This is a genomic window from Pandoraea sp. NE5 (assembly GCF_024363545.1).
GTDB classification, from domain to species: Bacteria; Pseudomonadota; Gammaproteobacteria; order Burkholderiales; family Burkholderiaceae; genus Pandoraea; species Pandoraea cepalis.
Map to the genome: position 1 here is coordinate 2,919,364 of NZ_AP025517.1, position 19,882 is coordinate 2,939,245.

Genomic DNA, 19,882 nt, shown 5'->3' on the forward strand with positions numbered 1-19,882 from the left:
TGGTCACTGGAATCACAATGGAAGCCATCGCCACTCACCGATGGGACTTCCATGTACTCGCGTCGCCTCGCCATCCCCACACTCGCCTGTGCACTGCCGTTTGCGCTAGCGGCCTGCGGCGAAAAACCACTGCCCGATCCGCGCACCCAGGCCCCATTGGTGCGCATGGCTGTCGTGCAACGCGCCATCCCGGCGTCCCGTTCGTTCACGGGGATCGTCGCAGCACGCGTGCAGAGCGATCTGGGTTTCCGTGTTTCCGGAAAAGTGCTGGAACGGCTGGTGGATGCCGGCCAAACCGTCAAACGCGGTCAGCCGCTGATGCGCCTCGACCCCATCGATCTCAAGCTTGCCGCGCGAGCCCGGCAGGAGGCGGTCACCGCCGCGCGAGCGCGCGCGCAGCAGACCGCGCAGGATGAGGAGCGCTATCGCGACCTGCGCGGCACGGGAGCGATCTCGGCTTCGGCCTACGACCAGGCCAAGGCGGCCGCTGATGCCGCCAGGGCGCAGCTCAATGCGGCCGAGGCTGATGCCGACGTGGCGCGCAATGCGACGGGCTATGCTGAGTTGACGGCGGACGGGAATGGCGTGGTGATGGAAACGTTGGCCGAACCCGGTCAGGTCGTCAGCGCCGGACAACCTGTCGTGCGCCTCGCTCACGCTGGGCGTCGCGAGGCGGCCATCCAGCTACCCGAAACCCTGCGTCCCGCGATGGGTTCGGTCGCCCAGGCAACGCTCTTCGGCAGCAGCGGCAGCACCGTGCCGGCGACGCTACGTCAGCTCTCGGATAACGCGGATCCCCGCACCCGGACCTTTGAAGCGCGGTATGTCCTGCAGGGTGAACTCGCCGACGCCCCACTGGGCGCGACGGTGACGGTCCAGATTCCGGACGCACCTTCTGTGGCGCAAGACCGATTGCAGGTCCCGATTGGCGCGGTGCTCGACACGGGCAAAGGCCCGGGTGTGTGGCTGATAAGCGGCGAGCCGGCCAAGGTTGCGTGGCGGCCGGTGACGGTTCTTCACCTGGACGACGACAGCGCTCGCGTGTCAGGTACGTTGAAGCAAGGCGACAGGGTCGTCGCGCTTGGCGCCCAATTGCTGCGCGAAGGCGAGCCGGTCCGCGTGTCCGGCCGGGTCGTCGCGATGGCGAGTGAAGGAGCCCGTCCGTGAGCGAAGGCCGATTCAACTTGTCTGCGCTCGCCGTGCGCGAGCGCTCCATCACCCTGTTCCTGATCTGCCTGATCTCTCTGGCCGGACTGGTTTCGTTCTTCAAGCTGGGGCGCGCGGAAGACCCCGCTTTCACTGTCAAGGTGATGACCATCATCACCGCTTGGCCTGGCGCCACCGCGCAGGAAATGCACGATCAGGTCGCAGAGAAAATCGAAAAGCGTATGCAGGAGCTGCGCTGGTACGACCGGACCGAGACTTATACGCGCCCCGGCCTGGCCTTCACTACGCTGACATTGCTCGACAGCACACCGCCTTCGGAGGTGCAAGAGCAGTTCTACCAGGCCCGAAAAAAGATCAACGACGAAGCAGCCAACCTGCCAGCCGGCGTGATCGGGCCTATGGTCAACGACGAATATGCCGACGTCACCTTTGCGCTCTTCGCGCTGAAAGCGAAGGGCGAACCGCAACGCCTGCTCGTGCGCGATGCCGAGACGCTGCGACAACGGCTGCTGCACGTGCCCGGCGTGAAGAAGGTCAACATCATCGGCGAACAGGGTGAGCGCATCTACGTACAGTTCTCGCATGATCGGCTGGCAACGCTCGGTGTCAGCCCGCAGGACGTGTTCGCCGCGCTCAATGGCCAGAACGCCCTGACGCCCGCCGGCTCCGTGGAGACCAAGGGTCCGGAGGTGTTCATTCGCCTGGACGGTGCCTTTGACAACCTGCAGAAGATCCGGGACACGCCGGTCGTGGCCCAAGGTCGCACGCTGAAGCTGTCGGACATTGCCACCGTTACGCGAGGTTATGAAGATCCGGCGACGTTCATCATCCGCAACAACGGCGAACCCGCACTGCTGCTGGGCGTCGTGATGCGCGACGGCTGGAACGGACTTGACCTCGGCAAGGCGCTGGACAACGAGGTCGGTGTCATCAACGCCGGGCTGCCGCTGGGTATGGGCCTGACCAAGGTCACCGACCAGTCCGTGAACATCAGTTCGTCCGTCAACGAGTTCATGGTCAAGTTCTTCGCTGCGCTGCTCGTCGTCATGTTGGTGAGCTTCGTGAGCATGGGCTGGCGCGTGGGCCTTGTTGTTGCGGCGGCCGTGCCGCTGACGCTGGCCGTGGTGTTCGTCGTAATGGCCGCGACCGGCAAGAATTTCGACCGCATCACGCTCGGCTCGTTGATCCTGGCGCTCGGCCTGCTCGTCGACGACGCGATCATCGCGATCGAGATGATGGTCGTGAAGATGGAGGAAGGCTATGGGCGCGTGGCCGCGTCGGCCTACGCGTGGAGCCACACGGCCGCGCCGATGCTGGCCGGCACGCTGGTGACCGCGGTCGGCTTCATGCCGAACGGCTTCGCGCGATCCACCGCCGGCGAATATACCAGCAACATGTTCTGGATCGTGGGGATCGCACTGATTGCATCGTGGCTCGTAGCGGTGGTCTTCACGCCATATCTCGGCGTGAAGATGCTGCCGGAGTTCAGAAAGTTCGAAGGCGGTCACGACGCGATCTACAACACGGCCCGCTACAACCGTTTCCGCCAGTTGCTGACACGCGTGATCGCGCGCAAGTGGCTCGTCGCAAGTTCGGTCGTCGGCCTGTTCGTGCTCGCGATTCTCGGCATGGCGATCGTCAAGAAACAGTTCTTCCCGATCTCCGACCGTCCCGAAGTGCTGGTCGAGGTGCAGATGCCCTATGGCACGTCGATCTCCCAAACCAGCGCCGCCACGAAGAAAGTCGAAGCGTGGCTTGCAAAGCAAAAGGAAGCAAAAATCGTCACTGCTTACATCGGGCAGGGTGCGCCGCGCTTCTTTCTGGCGATGGGGCCCGAACTACCCGATCCGTCGTTCGCGAAGATCGTGATCCGCACGGACAGTCAGGAAGCGCGCGACGCATTGAAGCAGCGGATGCGTCAGGCCATCGCAGACGGTCTCGCCCCGGAAGCGCGCGTGCGGGTCACGCAACTTGTGTTCGGGCCCTATTCGCCGTTCCCAGTCGCCTACCGCGTCACCGGTCCGAATCCGGACAGGCTGCGCGGTATCGCAGCCGAGGTTCAGCGCGTGATGGAGGGTAGTCCGATGATGCGTACGGTCAATGCTGACTGGGGTACGCGCTCTCCGACTCTGCACTTCACGTTACAGCAGGACCGTCTGCAGGCAGTGGGGTTGACGTCCAGCGCTGTTGCTCAACAGTTGCAGTTCCTGCTTACCGGAGTGCCTGTCACCGCTGTGCGCGAGGATATCCGGACTGTGCCGATCATCGCGCGCTCGGCCGGCGATGTGCGGTTCGACCCCGCGCGGCTTGGTGACTTCACGCTAGCCGGAGCGAACGGGCAGCGCATCCCGCTGTCGCAGGTCGGCAAGGTCGAGGTGCGCATGGAGGAGCCAATCATGCGCTGGCGCGATCGCGTGCCGACGATCACGGTGCGCGGCGATATCGCCGATGGCTTGCAACCGCCGGACGTCTCGAACGCGATCACGAAGCAGCTTCAGCCGATCATGGCGAAGCTTCCCAGCGGCTATCGAATCGAGGAAGCGGGCTCCATCGAAGAGTCGGGCAAGGCGACGACCGCAATGCTGCCGCTGTTCCCGATCATGCTGGCGATCACGCTGATCATCATCATCTTTCAGGTACGTTCGATCTCCGCGATGGTGATGGTGTTCATGACCAGTCCGTTGGGCCTGATCGGCGTGGTGCCGACGTTGATCCTGTTCCGGCAGCCGTTCGGCATCAACGCGCTGGTCGGCCTCATTGCACTGTCCGGGATTCTGATGCGTAACACACTGATCCTGATCGGGCAGATCCACCAGAACGAGCGGGCGGGACTTGAGCCGTTCCATGCGGTCGTCGAAGCCACAGTGCAGCGCGCACGTCCGGTGATCCTGACTGCGATGGCTGCGATCCTCGCGTTCATCCCGCTGACCCACTCGGTGTTCTGGGGCACGCTCGCCTACACGCTGATCGGTGGAACGTTCGCCGGGACGGTGCTGACGCTGGTGTTCCTGCCAGCGATGTATTCGATCTGGTTCAAGATTCGGCCCGGCAACCCGGCCGCTTCCCCCAAGGGCCGCCACGAGCACGCTTCTGCGCCCGAACCGACGTTGCACGACGCGCGCAGCTAATACGCAATCAATCTACTGTATGGAAGGAAATTGCTATGCCTAATTCCGAAGTGGTCGTTGTCACCGGCGTGTCGTCTGGTATCGGACGCGCGACCGCCGAGAAGTTCGCGAAGCGCGGGTGCCGCGTATTTGGCACCGTGCGCAGCATCGCGAAAGCGGTGCCATTGGCCGGCGTTGAGCTGGTGGAGATGGATGTGCGCGACGATGCTTCCGTTCGAACCGGGATTCATGCGATCGTCGATCGTGCCGGGCGTATCGACGTACTCGTCAACAATGCCGGCACGACGCTGATCGGCGCGGTTGAGGAAACGTCGGTTGCCGAAGCTGCGGCGCTGCTCGATACCAACGTATTCAGCATTCTGCGTACGACCCAGGCGGTGCTTCCCTATATGCGGGCGCAACGACGCGGACGGATTGTCAATATCAGTTCGGTACTTGGCTTTTTGCCGGCACCTTACATGGGACTCTATGCGGCGTCCAAGCATGCCGTCGAGGGGTTGACCGAGACACTGGATCACGAGGTGCGCCAGTTCGGCATCCGCGCAACGCTGATCGAGCCGTCCTTTACCCGAACCAATCTCGATGTCAACGCGCCTCAAGCGAGTTCGAATATCGCCGCCTATGACCGCGAGCGTGCGCTTGCATCGGGCGCCGTCGTCGACAGCGTCAAAGGTGCTCCCGCACCCGATGGCGTGGCAAACACAATCGTTGAAGCCGCGCTCGGCAGCTGGCGTATGCGTCGTACGCCCGCGGGTCAGGCGTCGCTCCTGAGAAAATTGCGGCGCTTCATGCCCTCCGGGCCGGTCGATGCCAGCTTGAGGAAAACTTTCGGGCTCGCGTGAACCCTTCCGTCGCAGCGAAGATGTTGTGCGTCGCATCAGCACGCCATGCGACCCTAACACCCGGTTCTCTTAGTGCCGAGTGCTACCGAAGTCGGGGGGACGTCGGGCCTCCGGCGTTACACAAGTCTTCACTCGAGCGGGTCTCGTACGCCCACCGGTGGGCGGGGCACACATGGCGGCTCAACTGGATGCGTATAGGCGCGTCTTTCGCCGCTTCCGTACGGCTTACCGTTGTTCGCGAGAGCCAGCAAAAGTCCACCCGACGTTAGGTTTCTTGTGGGAACACCGCCTGACGCCCATAGCGACCCACCGTACGAACCTCGTAGCGGTTCGTCGCATCGTCAGTAGCAAACGTTTACGCCCGGCAAGGGGGTGGGCTGCGATTGTCCCGTATGTCATTGATTTCATAGGGGTTGTCTCGGCTGTCGATCTGGCGAGTTCAACGTTGAGTGAACAACGTTCAAAATTCAGTGAATCTCGACAACAGACAATTCACCTCCGGGAAAACCCCGCGTCTTGAAATCGTCAAACCCCGTCCCTATAATTAGCACTCGTTGGCGCAGAGTGCTAACGCCATGAATTCACCAAATATGCAAATGTTTGCATATTTAGGTTTTGTCGATCTCACAGAGAGAAAGAGGAGCTTGTAATGAACCTTCGTCCCTTGCATGACCGCGTGATTGTCAAGCGCCTGGACAACGAAACGAAGACCGCATCGGGCATCGTGATCCCTGAAGCCGCCGCTGAAAAGCCGGATCAGGGCGAGATCCTGGCCGTCGGCCCGGGCAAGAAAGACGATCAAGGTAAGTCGATCGCACTCGATGTGAAGGTGGGCGACCGTGTTTTGTTCGGCAAGTACGCCGGCCAAAGCGTGAAGGTCGATGGCCAGGAACTGCTGGTCATGCGCGAAGAAGACATCATGGCCGTCGTGGCCGCCTAAGACTGTCTCCCCCCAGACATCTACGTAAAGTATTCAAGGAGTTAATGCAATGGCAGCTAAAGAAGTCGTTTTCGGCGATGCCGCTCGTGCCAAGATGGTCGAGGGCGTCAACATTCTCGCCAACGCCGTCAAGGTGACCCTGGGCCCGAAGGGCCGCAACGTCGTGCTCGAGCGCAGCTTCGGCGGCCCGACCGTGACCAAGGACGGTGTGTCGGTCGCCAAGGAAATCGAACTCAAGGACAAGCTCCAGAACATGGGCGCGCAAATGGTCAAGGAAGTGGCTTCCAAGACCAGCGACAACGCCGGTGACGGTACCACCACCGCCACGGTGCTGGCCCAGTCGATCGTGCGCGAAGGCATGAAGTACGTTGCCTCGGGCATGAACCCGATGGACCTGAAGCGCGGTATCGACAAGGCCGTTGCCGCCGCCATCGAAGAACTGCGCAAGATCAGCAAGCCCTGCACGACGAACAAGGAAATCGCTCAAGTCGGCTCGATCTCGGCCAACAGCGATACCTCGATCGGTGACTATATCGCCAAGGCGATGGACAAGGTCGGCAAGGAAGGCGTGATCACCGTCGAAGACGGCAAGTCGCTGCAAGACGAGCTGGACGTCGTCGAAGGTATGCAATTCGACCGCGGCTACCTCTCGCCGTACTTCATCAACACCCCGGAAAAGCAAGTCGCGATCCTGGAAAACCCGTTCGTCCTGCTGTTCGACAAGAAGGTCTCGAACATCCGTGACCTGCTGCCGGTGCTCGAGCAAGTCGCCAAGGCTGGCCGTCCGCTGCTGATCATCGCCGAAGACGTTGAGGGCGAAGCCCTGGCAACGCTGGTGGTCAACAACATCCGTGGCATCCTGAAGACCTGCGCCGTCAAGGCTCCGGGCTTCGGCGACCGCCGCAAGGCCATGCTGGAAGACATCGCCATCCTGACGGGCGGCCAGGTCATCGCCGAAGAAATCGGCCTGACGCTGGAAAAGGCCACGCTCAACGAACTGGGCCAAGCCAAGCGCATCGAAATCGGCAAGGAAAACACCATCATCATCGATGGTGCCGGCGAAGGCGTGAACATCGAAGCCCGCGTCAAGCAAATCCGTGCCCAGATCGAAGAAGCCACGAGCGACTACGACCGTGAAAAGCTGCAAGAGCGCGTGGCCAAGCTGGCCGGCGGTGTTGCCGTGATCAAGGTCGGCGCTGCGACCGAAGTCGAAATGAAGGAAAAGAAGGCACGCGTCGAAGACGCGCTGCACGCTACCCGCGCTGCCGTGGAAGAAGGCATCGTCCCGGGCGGTGGTGTTGCGCTGCTGCGTGCTCGCGTGGCCGTGGCCGACATCAAGGGTGCCAACCCTGACCAGGACGCCGGTATCAAGATCGTTCTGCGCGCCATGGAAGAACCGCTGCGCCAGATCGTCGCCAACGGCGGCGAAGAAGCCAGCGTCGTTGTGGCCAACGTGATTGCCGGCAAGGGCAACTACGGCTACAACGCTTCGAGCGGCGAGTACGGCGACCTGGTGGAAATGGGCGTTGTGGATCCGACGAAGGTCACCCGCACCGCACTGCAAAACGCCGCTTCGGTGTCGGGCCTGCTGCTCACGACCGATTGCGCTGTTGCCGAACTGCCGAAGGAAGATGCTCCGATGGCTGGCGGCATGGGTGACATGGGCGGTATGGGCGGCATGGGCATGGGCATGTAAGTCTCGAAAGAGACGGCATGACGGGGGCCGCAAGGCACCCCACCTGCCTCGGTCGCCGGACTTCGTCACGGAATCTTCGATTCGGTGGCGCAAGTCCGCACCGGAAACGGCAACGAATTCTTCGGAATTCGTTGCCGTTTTTTTATGCCTGGGCGATCGGCACGTCGCTGTTGCCGTCGCCGCGTCGCGTACTGGGTACGGCAAGCGGAGTCGTGGCCGCAATCTCATCCTGCATCCACTGCCAGAAGGCGTGAATCGCGCGCTCGCGCGGATGATTTTCCCGCCAGCTCACGTGATATTCGAGGCTCGGTGCAATGCGGACATCGCCAATCTGCACCAGCTCGCCGGACGCGAGCGCATCGCGCACGAGCAAGCTGCGTGTAGTGGCGACACCTTGTCCGGCCATGGCGGCACGCAGGAGCAACCCGGAGTCGTCGAAAATCGGCCCGCGCGTCGGCTCATGTGGCGCCAGTCCGGCGGCGACCTGCCAATCGCGCCATGATCGATAGGCGAAGCGCAGCATCGGCAGTTTGTGCGTATCGGCCACCGTGAACCCGGGCACACGCGCGATCAGATCGGGGTGGCACACGGCGATCACATAGTCGTCGAGCAGCTTGCGCGTGACGAACCCGGTCGCTTCGACCCGTTGATGCCAGATGCCGACGTCGACCGAATACGGATCGGGCGCGGCAATATCCGCGTGAATTCGCACCACCAGATCGATATGGGGCTGCTGTTCGCTAAAGCGGCCCAGCCGAGGAATCAGCCATTGGGCCGCCAGATCGGTCATGACGCTGATTTCCAGACGAACGACGGCGGGCGACACGCCCGACGCCGTGCCCGCCCGGGCTTCAGTCATCGCCTCAATGAGTTCCGACATCCCAACGCGTACTCGCTCGGCCAGACGCGCCCCGACACTGGTCGGGATCATGCGGGCCCCCACGCGACGAAACAGCGCCGTGCCGAGTTGCTGTTCGAGCGAGCGCATGTGATGACTCACGGCGCTGTGCGTCAAATTCAATTCGTCGGCCGCCCGCGTAAAGCTACGGTGGCGGGCAGCAGCTTCAAGTGCGCGCAGCGATTGGAGGGGAGGGAGGTGAGGAATCATGATGTCAAATTCTACTCACAATACGGGCGCAAAGGTTTCGTTGGCTTCACGGCGGCGTTCCGCCGACAATCGATACCCGAGCAAATGACTAAGGTTTGGCTTCATGTCGAAGGCACTTCGCATCTTCGTCCTGTTCGCCTGCGGATACTTCGTTTCCTACGTGTACCGCGGCGTGAATATTGGGTTTGCGCCGTATATGACGCGCGATCTCGGCCTCTCGTCGGCCGATCTCGGGTTGTTGACGAGCCTCTATTTCCTCGGGTTTGCCGGGGCGCAATTGCCCGCGGGCGTGCTGCTCGACAAGTTCGGCCCGCGCCGGGTGGCGTCGCTGGTGCTGCTGCTCGCGGCTGCGGGCGCCGCGCTGTTCGGACTGGCCCAAGGCGTCGGCGCGCTGATGGCGGGACGCTTGCTGATCGGCGTCGGCGTGTCGGTGTGTCTGGGCAGCGCCTTCAAGGCATTGGCGCAATGGTTTCCGGTAGCACGTCTGCCGCTGCTCAACGGCCTGGTGATGGCCGTGGGCGGCATGGGCGGCGTCGTGGTGGGAACACCGCTCAACTGGCTGCTCGGGCTGACCGACTGGCGCATCGTGTCGTTCGGACTGGCGGCGTTAACCGTTTTCATGTCGGTCGCGCTGTGGTTCGGCGCGCCCGAGAAGCCGGGGTCGCACGCGCAAGGCGGGTTGTCCGAGGCGCTCAAGGGCGTGCGTCAGGTGCTGGGAAGCGGAATGTTCTGGAAAGTGACTTCGCTCTCGGGGATCACGCAGGGCGTGTTCTACGCAATGCAATCGCTATGGATGGCGCCGTTCATGCGCGACGTTGAAGGGCTGTCGGCCTCGCAGGCTGCCTCGCTGGTGTCGGTCGTGGGGCTTGCGATGATGGCCGGGAGCGTAGTGTTCGGTGCGGCCGCGCGCTCGCTCGAACGCCGTGGCGTGAGCGTGTTCGCATTTTCCGGCGCCGGGATGTTGCTGTTCGTCGTGGTGCAGTCGCTGTTGTTGATGCGTGCGCCGATTCCACCGGTCTGGCTTTGGGCTGCCTATGGCATCTTCGGTGGCACGGGCATCCTGTCGTATGCGGTGTTGGCGGAGCATTTCCACGGCACGTTGATCGGGCGCGTCAATACGTCGCTCACGCTCGTCATCTTCCTGTTGATCTTCTTGTGTCAGGTGGGCGTCGGGGCCGTGCTCGGCACTTACGCGGCGCACAGCGCGCAGGCGCATTTCTCCGCTTGGACGGGCCTGATCGCACTGCAAGCGCTGGGAGCAGTGTGGTACTTCTGGCCCCAACGTCAGGGCGCGGGCAAGGTCGCCGCCGCGTGACGCGGTGTGTGTTGACTGGACGAGGCGGTTCGCATAGCGAGCCCGCCATCTTTGGTGTCGGGTGTCGAGGACTCCGCCGCTGGCTTAGTCCTGCGCCACCCAATCGCCCGACTTCCCGCCGTGCTTCTCCAGCACGCGCACGTCGCTGATCGTCATGCCGCGATCGACGGCCTTGCACATGTCATAGATCGTCAGCAAGCCGACTTGAACCGCGGTGAGCGCTTCCATCTCCACCCCCGTGCGACCGATGGTTTCGACCTGCGCGCGGCAGTGGACGGCATTCGCGCCGTCGTCCACCAGAAACTCGACCGTCACACGCGTAAGCGCGAGCGGATGACACAGCGGAATCAGATCGGCGGTGCGCTTGGCGCCTTGGATGGCCGCAATGCGAGCAATACCCAGTACGTCACCTTTCTTGGCCGTGCCGGTGCGAATCAGAGCCAGCGTTTCCGGCTTCATCTGAATGGTGCCGCGCGCCACGGCAACACGATGCGTGCTGTCCTTGCTGCCGACATCAACCATGTGGGCCTGTCCGGCGGTGTCGAAATGGGTGAGTTCTGCCATGAGTCGATGCTGAGAAGAGGTTGCGATAGTGTCGGGAGACGGTTCGCGAGCGCCTTTTGCGAGCGAAAGGATAGCGCCGTTTCGGATGAATTTTGCCTGTATTGACGACGTTTTGGCGATGCCGAGGAACGTCTGCGTCTGGCTGCTATCATAGCAGCAGCCCTGAATGATCAGCGCCAAGCGGCGCCCATTTCCATGACGCGTTCGTTCCGCTCGTTATGTTCGTTTCGCGCCGCCATCGGCATCTCCGGCCTGATTCCCATGTGTCGCGCGTTCTCATTGCCCGGTCCGGGGCGCCCATCTGGCGCATGGTGCGCATGACCTCCATGCCGAAGCCGTCGTCCCAGCCGCCTCACCCCGAGCGCCACGTCGCCCGGTGGCGGCGTTTCATGGCGTTGGCCATGCTGCCCGTCATGACGGCAATGACGTTCGCCGCCGTCGTCATCCCCACCCAGGCGGCCGCGCAGTCGCTCCCGTCCCTCGGCCAGAGTTCTGCCGCGGACTTGTCGCCGGCGATGGAGCGCAAGCTCGGCGAGCGCGTGATGCGAGAGATTCGCGCCGATCCCGATTACCTGTCGGATTTGCTGCTCTCCGATTACGTCAATGCCTTGGGTGGCAAGCTCGTGGCGGCCGCGCACACAGTGGGACTCGACGCCAGTCAGAGTTTCGAATTCTTCGTGGTGCGTGATTCGGACATCAACGCCTTCTCGCTGCCGGGGGGCTTCATCGGCATCAACACGGGATTGATCGTCGCGACGCGCACCGAGTCGGAACTCGCTTCTGTGATCGGACACGAGACGGGGCACGTTCTGCAACATCACATCGCGCGCATGCTCGGCCAACAGTCGCAGAACTCGTGGATCGCCCTCGGCGGCATGTTGCTCGGTCTGCTCGCCGGCATCGGGGCACGGAGCCCGGATCTCGGCATGGGAATCGCCATGGGCGGGCAAGGCCTTGCCGTCGATCGGCAACTGCGTTTTTCGCGCGATGCGGAACGTGAGGCCGATCGCGTCGGCTTCCAGTTGCTCCAGGCGGCAGGCTTCGACACGTACGCGATGCCGACCTTCTTCGAGCGTCTGCAACGCGCGGATTCGATCAACGAAGCCGGCGTGCCGGAATATGTCCGGACTCACCCGCTGACGACGGATCGCATCGCCGACATGCTCAATCGCTCGCGCACTGCCGCTTATCGTCAGCCTGTGCAGTCGCCCGAATATGCGTTTGTGCGGGCGCGCTCGCTCGTCTTGCAGCAGAAGTCCGCGAGCGATTACGCGGCGATCGCCGACGCGCAACGCACAGCGATCCGCGCGCAGACCACATCGAATGTGGCGGCGGCATGGTATGCGGTGGCGCTGGCCGAGTTCAAGCAGCGTCGTTGGGTGCCGGCGCGCGAGGCGCTGGAGAAGTCGCGCGCGGCTTTCGGTGGCACGGGGCCGGGTACGCCGAGTCTGGCTGTGCTGGCGTCGGATATCGCGCGCTTGTCGGGCCAGCCGGACGAAGCCTTGCGCGTCGCCGCGCAGGCGCGTGCCGCGTTCCCACTCTCGCAGGCCGCCGATATGGCTTATGCCGATGCCTTGGTCGCCAGCCAGCGGATTCCCGACGCGACGAAGTTCCTTCAAGCGCAGGTCGAGCGCTATCGAAGCGAGCCCATCTGGTGGCGGGCGCTGGCAGGGGCATGGGCCGCGGCCGGCAAGCGGACGCGTCAGCACGCAGCATTGGCGGAACAATATGCGCTGCAAGGGCAATGGATGGCGGCCGTCAGCCAGTTGAAGCTCGCGCGTGAGGCCGGCGACGCCAGCTTTTACGAGATGTCGGTCATCGACGCGCGACTTCACGAGTTCCAGCGCCGCTACAAGGACGACAAGGAAGACGAGAAGGACTTCGGCAAACTGGCCGGATAAGGGGATAAGCGGCGCGTGCTGCGAAGTTGCGTACACTTATTCGCGTGCGAGTTGCGCCGTTGCTTTTAATCTATCGGAAAGCGCCCGCCATGTGAAACTGGCGAAGCGTGAATATCTTGGGGTTTTCGCTATTTTTCGAGTGTCGATCCCAAAAGATCACGGAGAAATTGGAACATCGGAGTTTTCCCATTTGGGTTTCTGACGCACTCCTATTGCATACAACACTTCGATTGGCGAGTATGGCGACACGGTACCGTGCTCGCTTCGCAGTGTGATTTCGCTGCGAACTTTTCGACCAATATTCACTGAATGAGGTGAAGTATGGAGAATTGCCAGTACGAAGTCGTGATAGACAACGAGCGACCCATTAACAAGCCGATTGTTGCTTTAACGAAATGCCGAATCAAGTTTGGCGACCGCGATAACCTGCGCCAATGTGTCGAAGAAATTCGTAAGTCTGATCTTCGGCTGAGCTTGCGGCCAGAGGAGGATGTCCAATACGATTGGCAAAATCCAGTCGGAATTCGGGGGAATACCTTGTGCTTTGGCGTGCGCTGGTTTGATGCCAAGTATTTTTCCGAGCATCGGGATGTCTATTTAAACAACATGCATACGCGATTGCTGAAGCAATTTGGTGTCGATTGGGTCGACGCCAATGTCGAGCATTTCGTAGCCGCCCGCTAACATTCGCCTAGTGGCTGCCACAGCCGACGTTCGGTCGTGGTTGCTCTTTGACCTCGCACCGTGTCCCCATTCCGCATTTACCTGTCGTTGGATTTTCTCCTTGCGACCTACCTAGGCATGTGGAACGCAATGGTTCCCATCGTATTGCTCGGCCGCTTCGGCACCGCGGGCGTCGTAGCGTACGAGATAGCGCTCGCCACAAGTGCCTTCATCGCGCTGCCGGTGGCGGCTTCATGGACTGAGGGGTTGTCCCGCAGTAAGGTCCTGCGCTGGGCATGTGTGATCATCGTGCTATGCGGCGTGTCGCGGGTGGTGATTGCAAGTGCAACGCATAGCGTCACTTTTTGGATGGTGAATGACATGGTGGCGGTCGCCGCCTTCGCCGTCTTACAACCGCTACTTAGCATCTACCCGGCGGAGCTTGTCGAGAAAGCGCGTGTGTTATCCGCGTTCCGCCTGAAGCGGGTTACGGTCAATCTCGGTCGTATTATCGGGCCGTTGTTCGCCGCCGCCGCCTTACTACTCAGCACTCACCAATACGCTTTGTGGTGTGTTGCATTGTTCGGGGGCGTTTTACTGCCCCTGCTGTCACGACTTCCAGTACTGCCTTCGATGTCCGGGATCGGGACGTCAGCACCTGCCCCCGCGAGAACATGGTTTCGTCGTGCGTTTGCTGGATTTACGCTGAAAATCCGGTTGCCGGCGGAACGCTTCTTCACGCTCTGCGACATGTTGCTGGTTATCGCGACGGCAGGGATCGTTCCGATGCTGATTCCTCAACTCGTTCAACACGCGACACTACCGGACGCGCAGGTCGGTTGGTTGATTGCCGCATTCGTCGTCGGATCGATTGCAGGGGTTGTTGTTTTTCACCCTATCCTCTCCGGCGCACTGCAACACAGGCTGGGTTACATTGCGATTTGGGCGGCGCTGGCCGCTAGTCTTGCCGTGGCAACGGCTGTCGATTCCGTTGCCGCACTGGGTGGGTGCTTGATGTCGGCTGGCGTATTCGGTGCGTGTCTGTCCATGAACGGCATCGATCGGCGGGTGATTGCGATGCCATCTTCCGTGCGGGTTAGAGTCGCGAGCGCAACGCTGCTGGCGGGACAGATGGCGAGCATGCTGTCATTCACACTTTACGGTGCCGCGAACGCTTTGGGCAACATGAGTGGGGGATGGTGGTTGTACGGCGGGCTGGTCTGCATCGCCGGATTGGCGTCGTGTCTCGCGCGTGAACCGTGGAAATTGCTCAGCGAGAACGACGCTGGCGATGGCGTCGAGCGCTTCTATACGAGCCGATATCCCGATGCATTTGGCGAGTCCGCGCCAGTGCGACGAGATGTCGCGGCGTAAGGGCGCATTGACTCACGCCGATTGATCGTCGGCCCGCGGGGTGCGCTCGAACCCATACGTCTGCGGCAGGGTGCCCGCATGGGTCGTCGCGAACGGGAGTGAATCGCCGTTGCGCCAATGCAGCCGCACCGCGCCCTTGGCGTCGGCGGTATCGTCCGACGTTTGCGCAATCTCGAAGGCCTGCGCCAGATCGGACACCTGCGTGAGCAGATCGATGTCGTGATCGTGCAGCAACGCGAGCGGCGCGTTCGGCGTCGATCTCCCATTCTCCTCGCCGCCAGACACCGCCCCCACGAACGCGACGTTGCCGTCCTCGTCGAGCAGGCACGCCTGCGGCACGAAAGCATGGCCCAGTTGGTCCGTCAACACCGGTGCGCCGCGACCGTCGTTCGCTGCGGCATCCCACGTCAGCCGGACCACAAACGGGGCGTACGCAAGCGCCACATACACACGTTGCGGCCCATTCTGGAAGTACCACCGCCCGGCGTCGTCGCTGGCGTAATTGCGCGCGATGAACGCGACGAGCGCTGCATGACGAATCGGATCGCCAGCCGTGCCCGCCGCCTGCGCCGCGTCGTCGCGCATGCGCCACTGACCGCGACGGTCGAGCGCGAGCCAGCCGTAACAATGCGGCACGTTGGGCCACTTGGCCATCGCCTGTCGAACGATTTCATCCATGAGGCACCTTCAGGCCGGAGTCGGCAAAAATTGACGGAAGTAGTCGATGACCGTGTGCGGCATCCATGTCATGCCGCCCGGAAACGGCCCACTCATGAAGCCGACGTGTCCGCCGTGCGCCGGCTGCAGGAGCCGCACGTGGCGACCGACGTCGTCTTCGCCCGGCAACACATTGGCCGGCTGGAACGGGTCGTTGCGGGCATTGATGACCAGCGTCGGCACTTCGATGGCCGGCAGAATCGGCTTGCTCGACGCGCGCGTGTAATAGTCGAAGGCACTGTGATAACCATGCAAGGGGGCCGTCACCACATGATCGAATTCGCCGAGATCGCGCGCGGCCATCATCCGATCGCGGTCGTACAGCCCGGGGTATTGGTCGAGCTTCGCGAGCGCCTTCTTCTTGAGCGTGCCGAGAAAATTGCGCGTGTACACCATATTGAAACCGTGCGAGAGCGCCAGTCCGCCCGCGCGTAAATCGAGCGGCGCCGAAATCGCGCACGCGGCACTCACCACTTGCGCCGCATGCCCCTCGCGCTCGCCGAGCCAGCGCAGCAATACATTGCCGCCCAGCGACACGCCCGCCGCAAAGATCGGGCCGGACGCGTTCGCACGCAAGCGCCGCAATATCCAGTCGACCTCGGTACTGTCGCCGGAGTGATAAAAGCGCGGCGCGCGGTTCATGCGGCCGCTGCAACTGCGGAAGTGGGGAATCACGCCGCGCCACCCCTGCGCTTCGACTTCGCGCATCAGGGTGCGGGCGTAGTGGCTGCCGGACCCGCCCTCCAGTCCATGGAAGAGCACGACGAGCGGTGTCTCCACCAGCCCTTCGGGCGCGGGCGGGGCTTTCTGCGCCGCAGGCGGAGCGACCAGCCAGTCGACATCGACGAAGTCGCCGTCGGGCGTGTCCCACGTTTCGCGACGGAATTCGACGCACGGGCGTCGACCCAGCAGCGCCGGGTAGATCGTCTGGCTGTGCCCGTCGGGCAGCCACCGGGGTGCCCGGTAATCCAGGGGAAGAAACGTCGCGGGGCGCGCCGTCATGGTCGTACCGTACAGATCAGTGCAGCCCGTCCGGACGCGCGTGCATCATCAGGCTGAACTGCTCGACGGCATGCGGCGGCAACGGGCTGGAGTGGATATGGGCGAAGCGCCAGTCGCCCTGCTCGTGCACCAGCACGTATGTCGTGTGGATGAGCTGGGCGGTCGTCTGGCCGGCGTCTTCCTTGCCGACGCGCATTGCTTCGGTCGCCGTGTGCACGACCGTGCCAACGGTGTCGTACTCGGTCGTATCCAGCGAGTCGATGAGCACCACGCTTTGCGTGAACTGGGCGACCAGACCGTTGCGGATCTGTTCGAGACCGTCCCAGCGGGTGCCGTCGGCGCGAATATAGCTGACGAAATCCTCGTTCGCCCACAGCGACATGGCGCGATCCGTCTGCCCACGGCGCAGCGCATCGTAAAAGGCCGTGATGGTTTCACTGGCGGCATCGAACAGACGGACAAAACGTGGCATGTGGATCTACCGTTGAGTGTTACCGGAATCGAGCTGAGCGCGCCGCCGTCATGGACCACATCAGCGCTGCGTGAGCAGGATGTTGCGCAAATTCGCGAATACGTGCTCGGGCATCAGCTCATTGAGGCAGCGGGTGTGGCCCAACGGGCATTCGCGGGCAAAACACGGGCTGCACTCCAATTGTAGCCACAGGATATGCGCCTGGTCGGACAGCGGCGGTGTGTGGCGCGGATCGGACGATCCGAACAGGGCAATCTGCGGGCGGCGCAATGCGGCCGTCACATGCATCAGGCCCGAGTCGTTGCTCACCACCGCATTGGCGCGGGCCAGCAGCGCGCACGCCTCGGCCAGCGACGTCTGTCCACACAGGTTGCGCACGAACGGCGCATCGGCGGCGATTTGCTGCGCGAGCGCACCGTCCTTGCCCGAGCCGAGCGCAATGATTTGCGCATACGGGAACGAGCGGCGAACCAACTGAGCTAACTGCGCGAAATGGCCCGGCGGCCAGCGCTTGGCCGGTCCGAACTCTGCACCCGGGCAGAACACCACGAGCGGTACGCGCAGATCAAGGCCGAAGCGCGCGAAGACACGCGCCGACTCGTTCAGGTCGGCGTCGATGCGCGGCGTGGGCAGCGCATCGGGCAACTTGGCCCCGGGCGCGAACGCGAGCGCAGCGTAGTGCCGCACCATGGGCGGCCGCTCGTCTTTGCGCGGATTGGCGTGGCGCACGTTGAGCAGACCGTAGCGGTGCTCGCCCTTGTAGCCAATGCGCAACGGAATGCGCGCCAGCCACGGAATCAGCGACGACTTCAGCGAGTTCGGCAGCACATAGGCGGCGTCGTACCCCTCGTCGGCGAGCACGCTCGCGAGCCGGTAGCGCTCCAGCGGCTGCAACTTGCCGTGCGCGAGGTCGGTGGCGACGACGCGCGAAATCTCCGGCATGCGTTCCAGCACCGGGGCGACCCAGCTGGGCGCGATCGCGTCGATGGTCAGACGCGGATGCAGGCGCTTGAGCAGGGTGAACAACGGCTGCGCCATCAGCGCGTCCCCAATCCAGTTGGGGGCGATCACCAAGGCTTTATGCATCGTGGCGGAGACTCTAAACGTTAAGCGTTGCGAAGATACGGACAGTCAACCGGGCGGTACAGGGCAACCGCAGTCGGCTGCGCCCGGTTGGAGCAACGGCAGCCGGCTCAGTGGTGACCCTTGAGCACGACCCCGGCCTTCACGCGATAACGCGTGCCGCAGTACGGACAGGCCGCTTCGCCATGCGTCACATCGATGAACACGCGCGGATGGGCGCTCCAGGCTTCCATCTTCGGATTCGGGCAATGGACCGGCAGATCTTCGGCGCCGACTTCGACGACCGGCATTTGTTTGACTTCGCTCATGGGGTTCGGACCGTGATGGGTATTCGGACGATTGGGGATTGCATGGCCGGTGCAAAGGACGAAGCCGTCGCCCGCACGCTTACCAAAAGTCGCTATTGTAAAGCAGCCACGGCCCTTTGCGGATGGCTCGCAGCGCCCGCAGCCGCGACGCTTGCCAGTTCCTGTCACCGTCGAAGTCCCGCGTGGCGCGTACGCGACACCTCGTCCGTTGCCCTCGCAAAAACGCCCGGATATGCGCTTTCGACGTGGTAAGTAAATATTTACCCTGGCTATAATGACCGGACGCTCGCCGCCAACGATGACGATATTCAGGAGACACTCCGGCAACCCTGGCGGGCGCTGTGACCGCCAGCGGTCATCATGGGCGTGCCGGGCGCCGTCGGGACCGCTTTGCCCCGCAATGCCAGACACTGCGCCGAACGGCTCGGTGCTCGCCCCCCAAGCCGACCATGCCAATGCTTCGTCTGCCAGCCGCTGAACGTGACGGGTTCAGGGCCGGTTTCCGCATTATTTCGCCGCTGTTGCCAGCCATCTTCTCGTGGGGACTCGTGACCGGGGTCGCCATGGGCAAATCGATACTGACGGTGCCCCAGGCCATCGGCATGAGCCTGATGCTCTATGCCGGATCGGCCCAGTTGGCCTCGTTGCCGCTGTTCGCCGCCGGCATGCCCTTGTGGACGATTCTGCTCACGGTCGGCATCGTCAATCTGCGCTTTGTGATCTTCAGCGCCGCGCTCCAGCCGCATTTCTCTTATTTGTCGCTGCCGCGGCGCATCGTGCTCGGCTATGTCAATGGCGACCTCGGATTCGTGATGTTCATGAACCAGAAGTTCGCGAGCGGCTATGTCCCGGGCAAGGAGGGGACCTACTACGGCATCACGCTCAGCAATTGGGCGGTCTGGCACGTGTCGTCGATTCTCGGCATCCTGCTCGGCGCGCTCGTGCCGGATAGCTGGGGCCTCGCCTTCGCGGGCACGCTCGCCCTCATTCCGATGATGGTTCACACGATCACCAGTCGCTCGACGATGCTGGCGGTCACGCTGGCATCGGTCCTCGGCCTGCTCGCCTTCGATTTGCCGTATCGGCTCAATCTCGTGCTCGGGGTGGTCGGCGCGCTCGCCGCCGGCATGGTTTGCGACGAACTTTCGGCGCGTCAGGCGAAGCGGCTCGCGTTGGCGAATCCCCCCGCGGCCGCGCGCGACGGCGCCCAGCCCAGTCGTTCGGGAGAGCGTCGCTCATGAGTACGGTCGAAATCTGGCTCTCCTTCGTGGCGATGACGGCCATTACCATCGTCACGCGCACGTTCTTCCTGCTCGCGGGAGACCGCGTGACGCTGCCGCAGCGCTTGCAACGCGCGCTGCGCTACGCCCCGGCGGCGGCGCTCGCCGTCATCGTGGTGCCCGAGGTGCTGCTGCTCGATCACCAGTTCTCGCTGCATCTGCACAATCCCAAGCTGGCCGCGGCCGTGGCCGCCACCGGCTGGTTCGTCTGGCGACGCAACATGATCGAGATGATTGTCGTCGGCATGGCCGTCTACACGCTCTGCCGTCTGTTCCTGTAGGCGGAACCCTCGTCGGCCAAAATGGGCATCTGGACGGGCGG

18 protein-coding genes are annotated in these 19,882 nt (G+C 62.9%); 11 read left to right on the forward strand and 7 right to left on the reverse strand.

All coding sequences use genetic code 11. The features are described 5' to 3' along the window. The first annotated feature begins 51 nt into the window (after positions 1 to 51). The 5 genes from PanNE5_RS13350 to groL all read left to right on the forward strand — a co-directional run bounded on the left by PanNE5_RS13350 (position 52) and on the right by groL (position 7,773). Entirely contained in the window at positions 52 to 1,167 is a 1,116-nt protein-coding gene (locus PanNE5_RS13350) for an efflux RND transporter periplasmic adaptor subunit (RefSeq protein ID WP_261938133.1), read from the forward strand. Continuing rightward, positions 1,164 to 4,295, forward strand: a complete 3,132-nt coding sequence (locus PanNE5_RS13355; protein ID WP_261938134.1) for an efflux RND transporter permease subunit — start codon at positions 1,164 to 1,166, stop codon at positions 4,293 to 4,295. Before PanNE5_RS13350 ends, PanNE5_RS13355 begins: the two co-directional genes overlap by 4 nt. A 35-nt stretch (positions 4,296 to 4,330) precedes the next feature. Then, positions 4,331 to 5,137, forward strand: coding sequence for an oxidoreductase (locus PanNE5_RS13360; protein ID WP_261938135.1), 807 nt, complete (start codon positions 4,331 to 4,333; stop codon positions 5,135 to 5,137). Between the two features lie 649 nt (positions 5,138 to 5,786). After that, positions 5,787 to 6,077 carry a co-chaperone GroES gene (gene groES, locus PanNE5_RS13365; protein ID WP_017231613.1) on the forward strand — a complete coding sequence of 97 codons (291 nt, stop codon included), beginning with the start codon at positions 5,787 to 5,789 and terminating at the stop codon, positions 6,075 to 6,077. Positions 6,078 to 6,126: 49 nt separating this feature from the next. Beyond that, positions 6,127 to 7,773, forward strand: coding sequence for a chaperonin GroEL (groL, locus tag PanNE5_RS13370; RefSeq protein WP_017231612.1), 1,647 nt, complete (start codon positions 6,127 to 6,129; stop codon positions 7,771 to 7,773). A gap of 142 nt (positions 7,774 to 7,915) precedes the next feature. On the opposite strand, the gene PanNE5_RS13375 is transcribed toward groL, so the two are convergent. After that, entirely contained in the window at positions 7,916 to 8,881 is a 966-nt protein-coding gene (locus PanNE5_RS13375) for a LysR substrate-binding domain-containing protein (protein ID WP_261938136.1), read from the reverse strand. 103 nt (positions 8,882 to 8,984) lie between these two features. On the opposite strand from PanNE5_RS13375, the gene PanNE5_RS13380 reads away from it, so the two are divergent. Continuing rightward, the gene (locus PanNE5_RS13380) at positions 8,985 to 10,196 is read left to right on the forward strand and encodes an MFS transporter (protein ID WP_261938137.1); all 1,212 of its coding nucleotides are present in this window, start codon (positions 8,985 to 8,987) and stop codon (positions 10,194 to 10,196) included. A gap of 84 nt (positions 10,197 to 10,280) precedes the next feature. Here PanNE5_RS13380 and moaC read toward each other — a convergent pair whose 3' ends face one another. Continuing rightward, on the reverse strand, positions 10,281 to 10,760 hold the full coding sequence (gene moaC / locus PanNE5_RS13385) for a cyclic pyranopterin monophosphate synthase MoaC (protein ID WP_261938138.1): 480 nt from the start codon (positions 10,758 to 10,760) through the stop codon (positions 10,281 to 10,283). A gap of 413 nt (positions 10,761 to 11,173) precedes the next feature. On the opposite strand from moaC, the gene PanNE5_RS13390 reads away from it, so the two are divergent. The 3 genes from PanNE5_RS13390 (at position 11,174) to PanNE5_RS13400 (ending at position 14,698) form a co-directional block, all read left to right on the forward strand. Beyond that, positions 11,174 to 12,661, forward strand: a complete 1,488-nt coding sequence (locus tag PanNE5_RS13390; RefSeq protein ID WP_369751539.1) for a M48 family metalloprotease — start codon at positions 11,174 to 11,176, stop codon at positions 12,659 to 12,661. A gap of 321 nt (positions 12,662 to 12,982) precedes the next feature. Further along, the gene (locus tag PanNE5_RS13395) at positions 12,983 to 13,345 is read left to right on the forward strand and encodes a hypothetical protein (RefSeq protein WP_261938139.1); all 363 of its coding nucleotides are present in this window, start codon (positions 12,983 to 12,985) and stop codon (positions 13,343 to 13,345) included. A gap of 129 nt (positions 13,346 to 13,474) precedes the next feature. Further along, positions 13,475 to 14,698, forward strand: coding sequence for a hypothetical protein (locus tag PanNE5_RS13400; RefSeq protein WP_261938140.1), 1,224 nt, complete (start codon positions 13,475 to 13,477; stop codon positions 14,696 to 14,698). Between the two features lie 12 nt (positions 14,699 to 14,710). Here PanNE5_RS13400 and PanNE5_RS13405 read toward each other — a convergent pair whose 3' ends face one another. The 5 genes from PanNE5_RS13405 to PanNE5_RS13425 all read right to left on the reverse strand — a co-directional run bounded on the left by PanNE5_RS13405 (position 14,711) and on the right by PanNE5_RS13425 (position 18,280). Beyond that, positions 14,711 to 15,376, reverse strand: coding sequence for a DUF2946 family protein (locus tag PanNE5_RS13405; RefSeq protein ID WP_261938141.1), 666 nt, complete (start codon positions 15,374 to 15,376; stop codon positions 14,711 to 14,713). 9 nt (positions 15,377 to 15,385) lie between these two features. Further along, the gene (locus tag PanNE5_RS13410) at positions 15,386 to 16,417 is read right to left on the reverse strand and encodes a YheT family hydrolase (protein WP_261938142.1); all 1,032 of its coding nucleotides are present in this window, start codon (positions 16,415 to 16,417) and stop codon (positions 15,386 to 15,388) included. Between the two features lie 16 nt (positions 16,418 to 16,433). Continuing rightward, complete coding sequence (locus PanNE5_RS13415; RefSeq protein ID WP_017231603.1) at positions 16,434 to 16,889, reverse strand: nuclear transport factor 2 family protein; 456 nt, start codon at positions 16,887 to 16,889, stop codon at positions 16,434 to 16,436. Between the two features lie 60 nt (positions 16,890 to 16,949). Further along, positions 16,950 to 17,975 (reverse strand): lipopolysaccharide heptosyltransferase II, encoded by a 1,026-nt coding sequence (waaF, locus tag PanNE5_RS13420; RefSeq protein ID WP_017231602.1) that lies wholly within the window; start codon positions 17,973 to 17,975, stop codon positions 16,950 to 16,952. A 107-nt stretch (positions 17,976 to 18,082) separates the two neighbouring features. Then, positions 18,083 to 18,280, reverse strand: a complete 198-nt coding sequence (locus PanNE5_RS13425; RefSeq protein ID WP_010808463.1) for a zinc-finger domain-containing protein — start codon at positions 18,278 to 18,280, stop codon at positions 18,083 to 18,085. A gap of 455 nt (positions 18,281 to 18,735) precedes the next feature. On the opposite strand from PanNE5_RS13425, the gene PanNE5_RS13430 reads away from it, so the two are divergent. Both PanNE5_RS13430 and PanNE5_RS13435 read left to right on the forward strand, forming a co-directional pair. After that, entirely contained in the window at positions 18,736 to 19,521 is a 786-nt protein-coding gene (locus PanNE5_RS13430) for an AzlC family ABC transporter permease (protein WP_017231601.1), read from the forward strand. After that, entirely contained in the window at positions 19,518 to 19,841 is a 324-nt protein-coding gene (locus PanNE5_RS13435; RefSeq protein WP_017231600.1) for an AzlD domain-containing protein, read from the forward strand. Before PanNE5_RS13430 ends, PanNE5_RS13435 begins: the two co-directional genes overlap by 4 nt. Positions 19,842 to 19,882 lie beyond the last annotated feature (41 nt).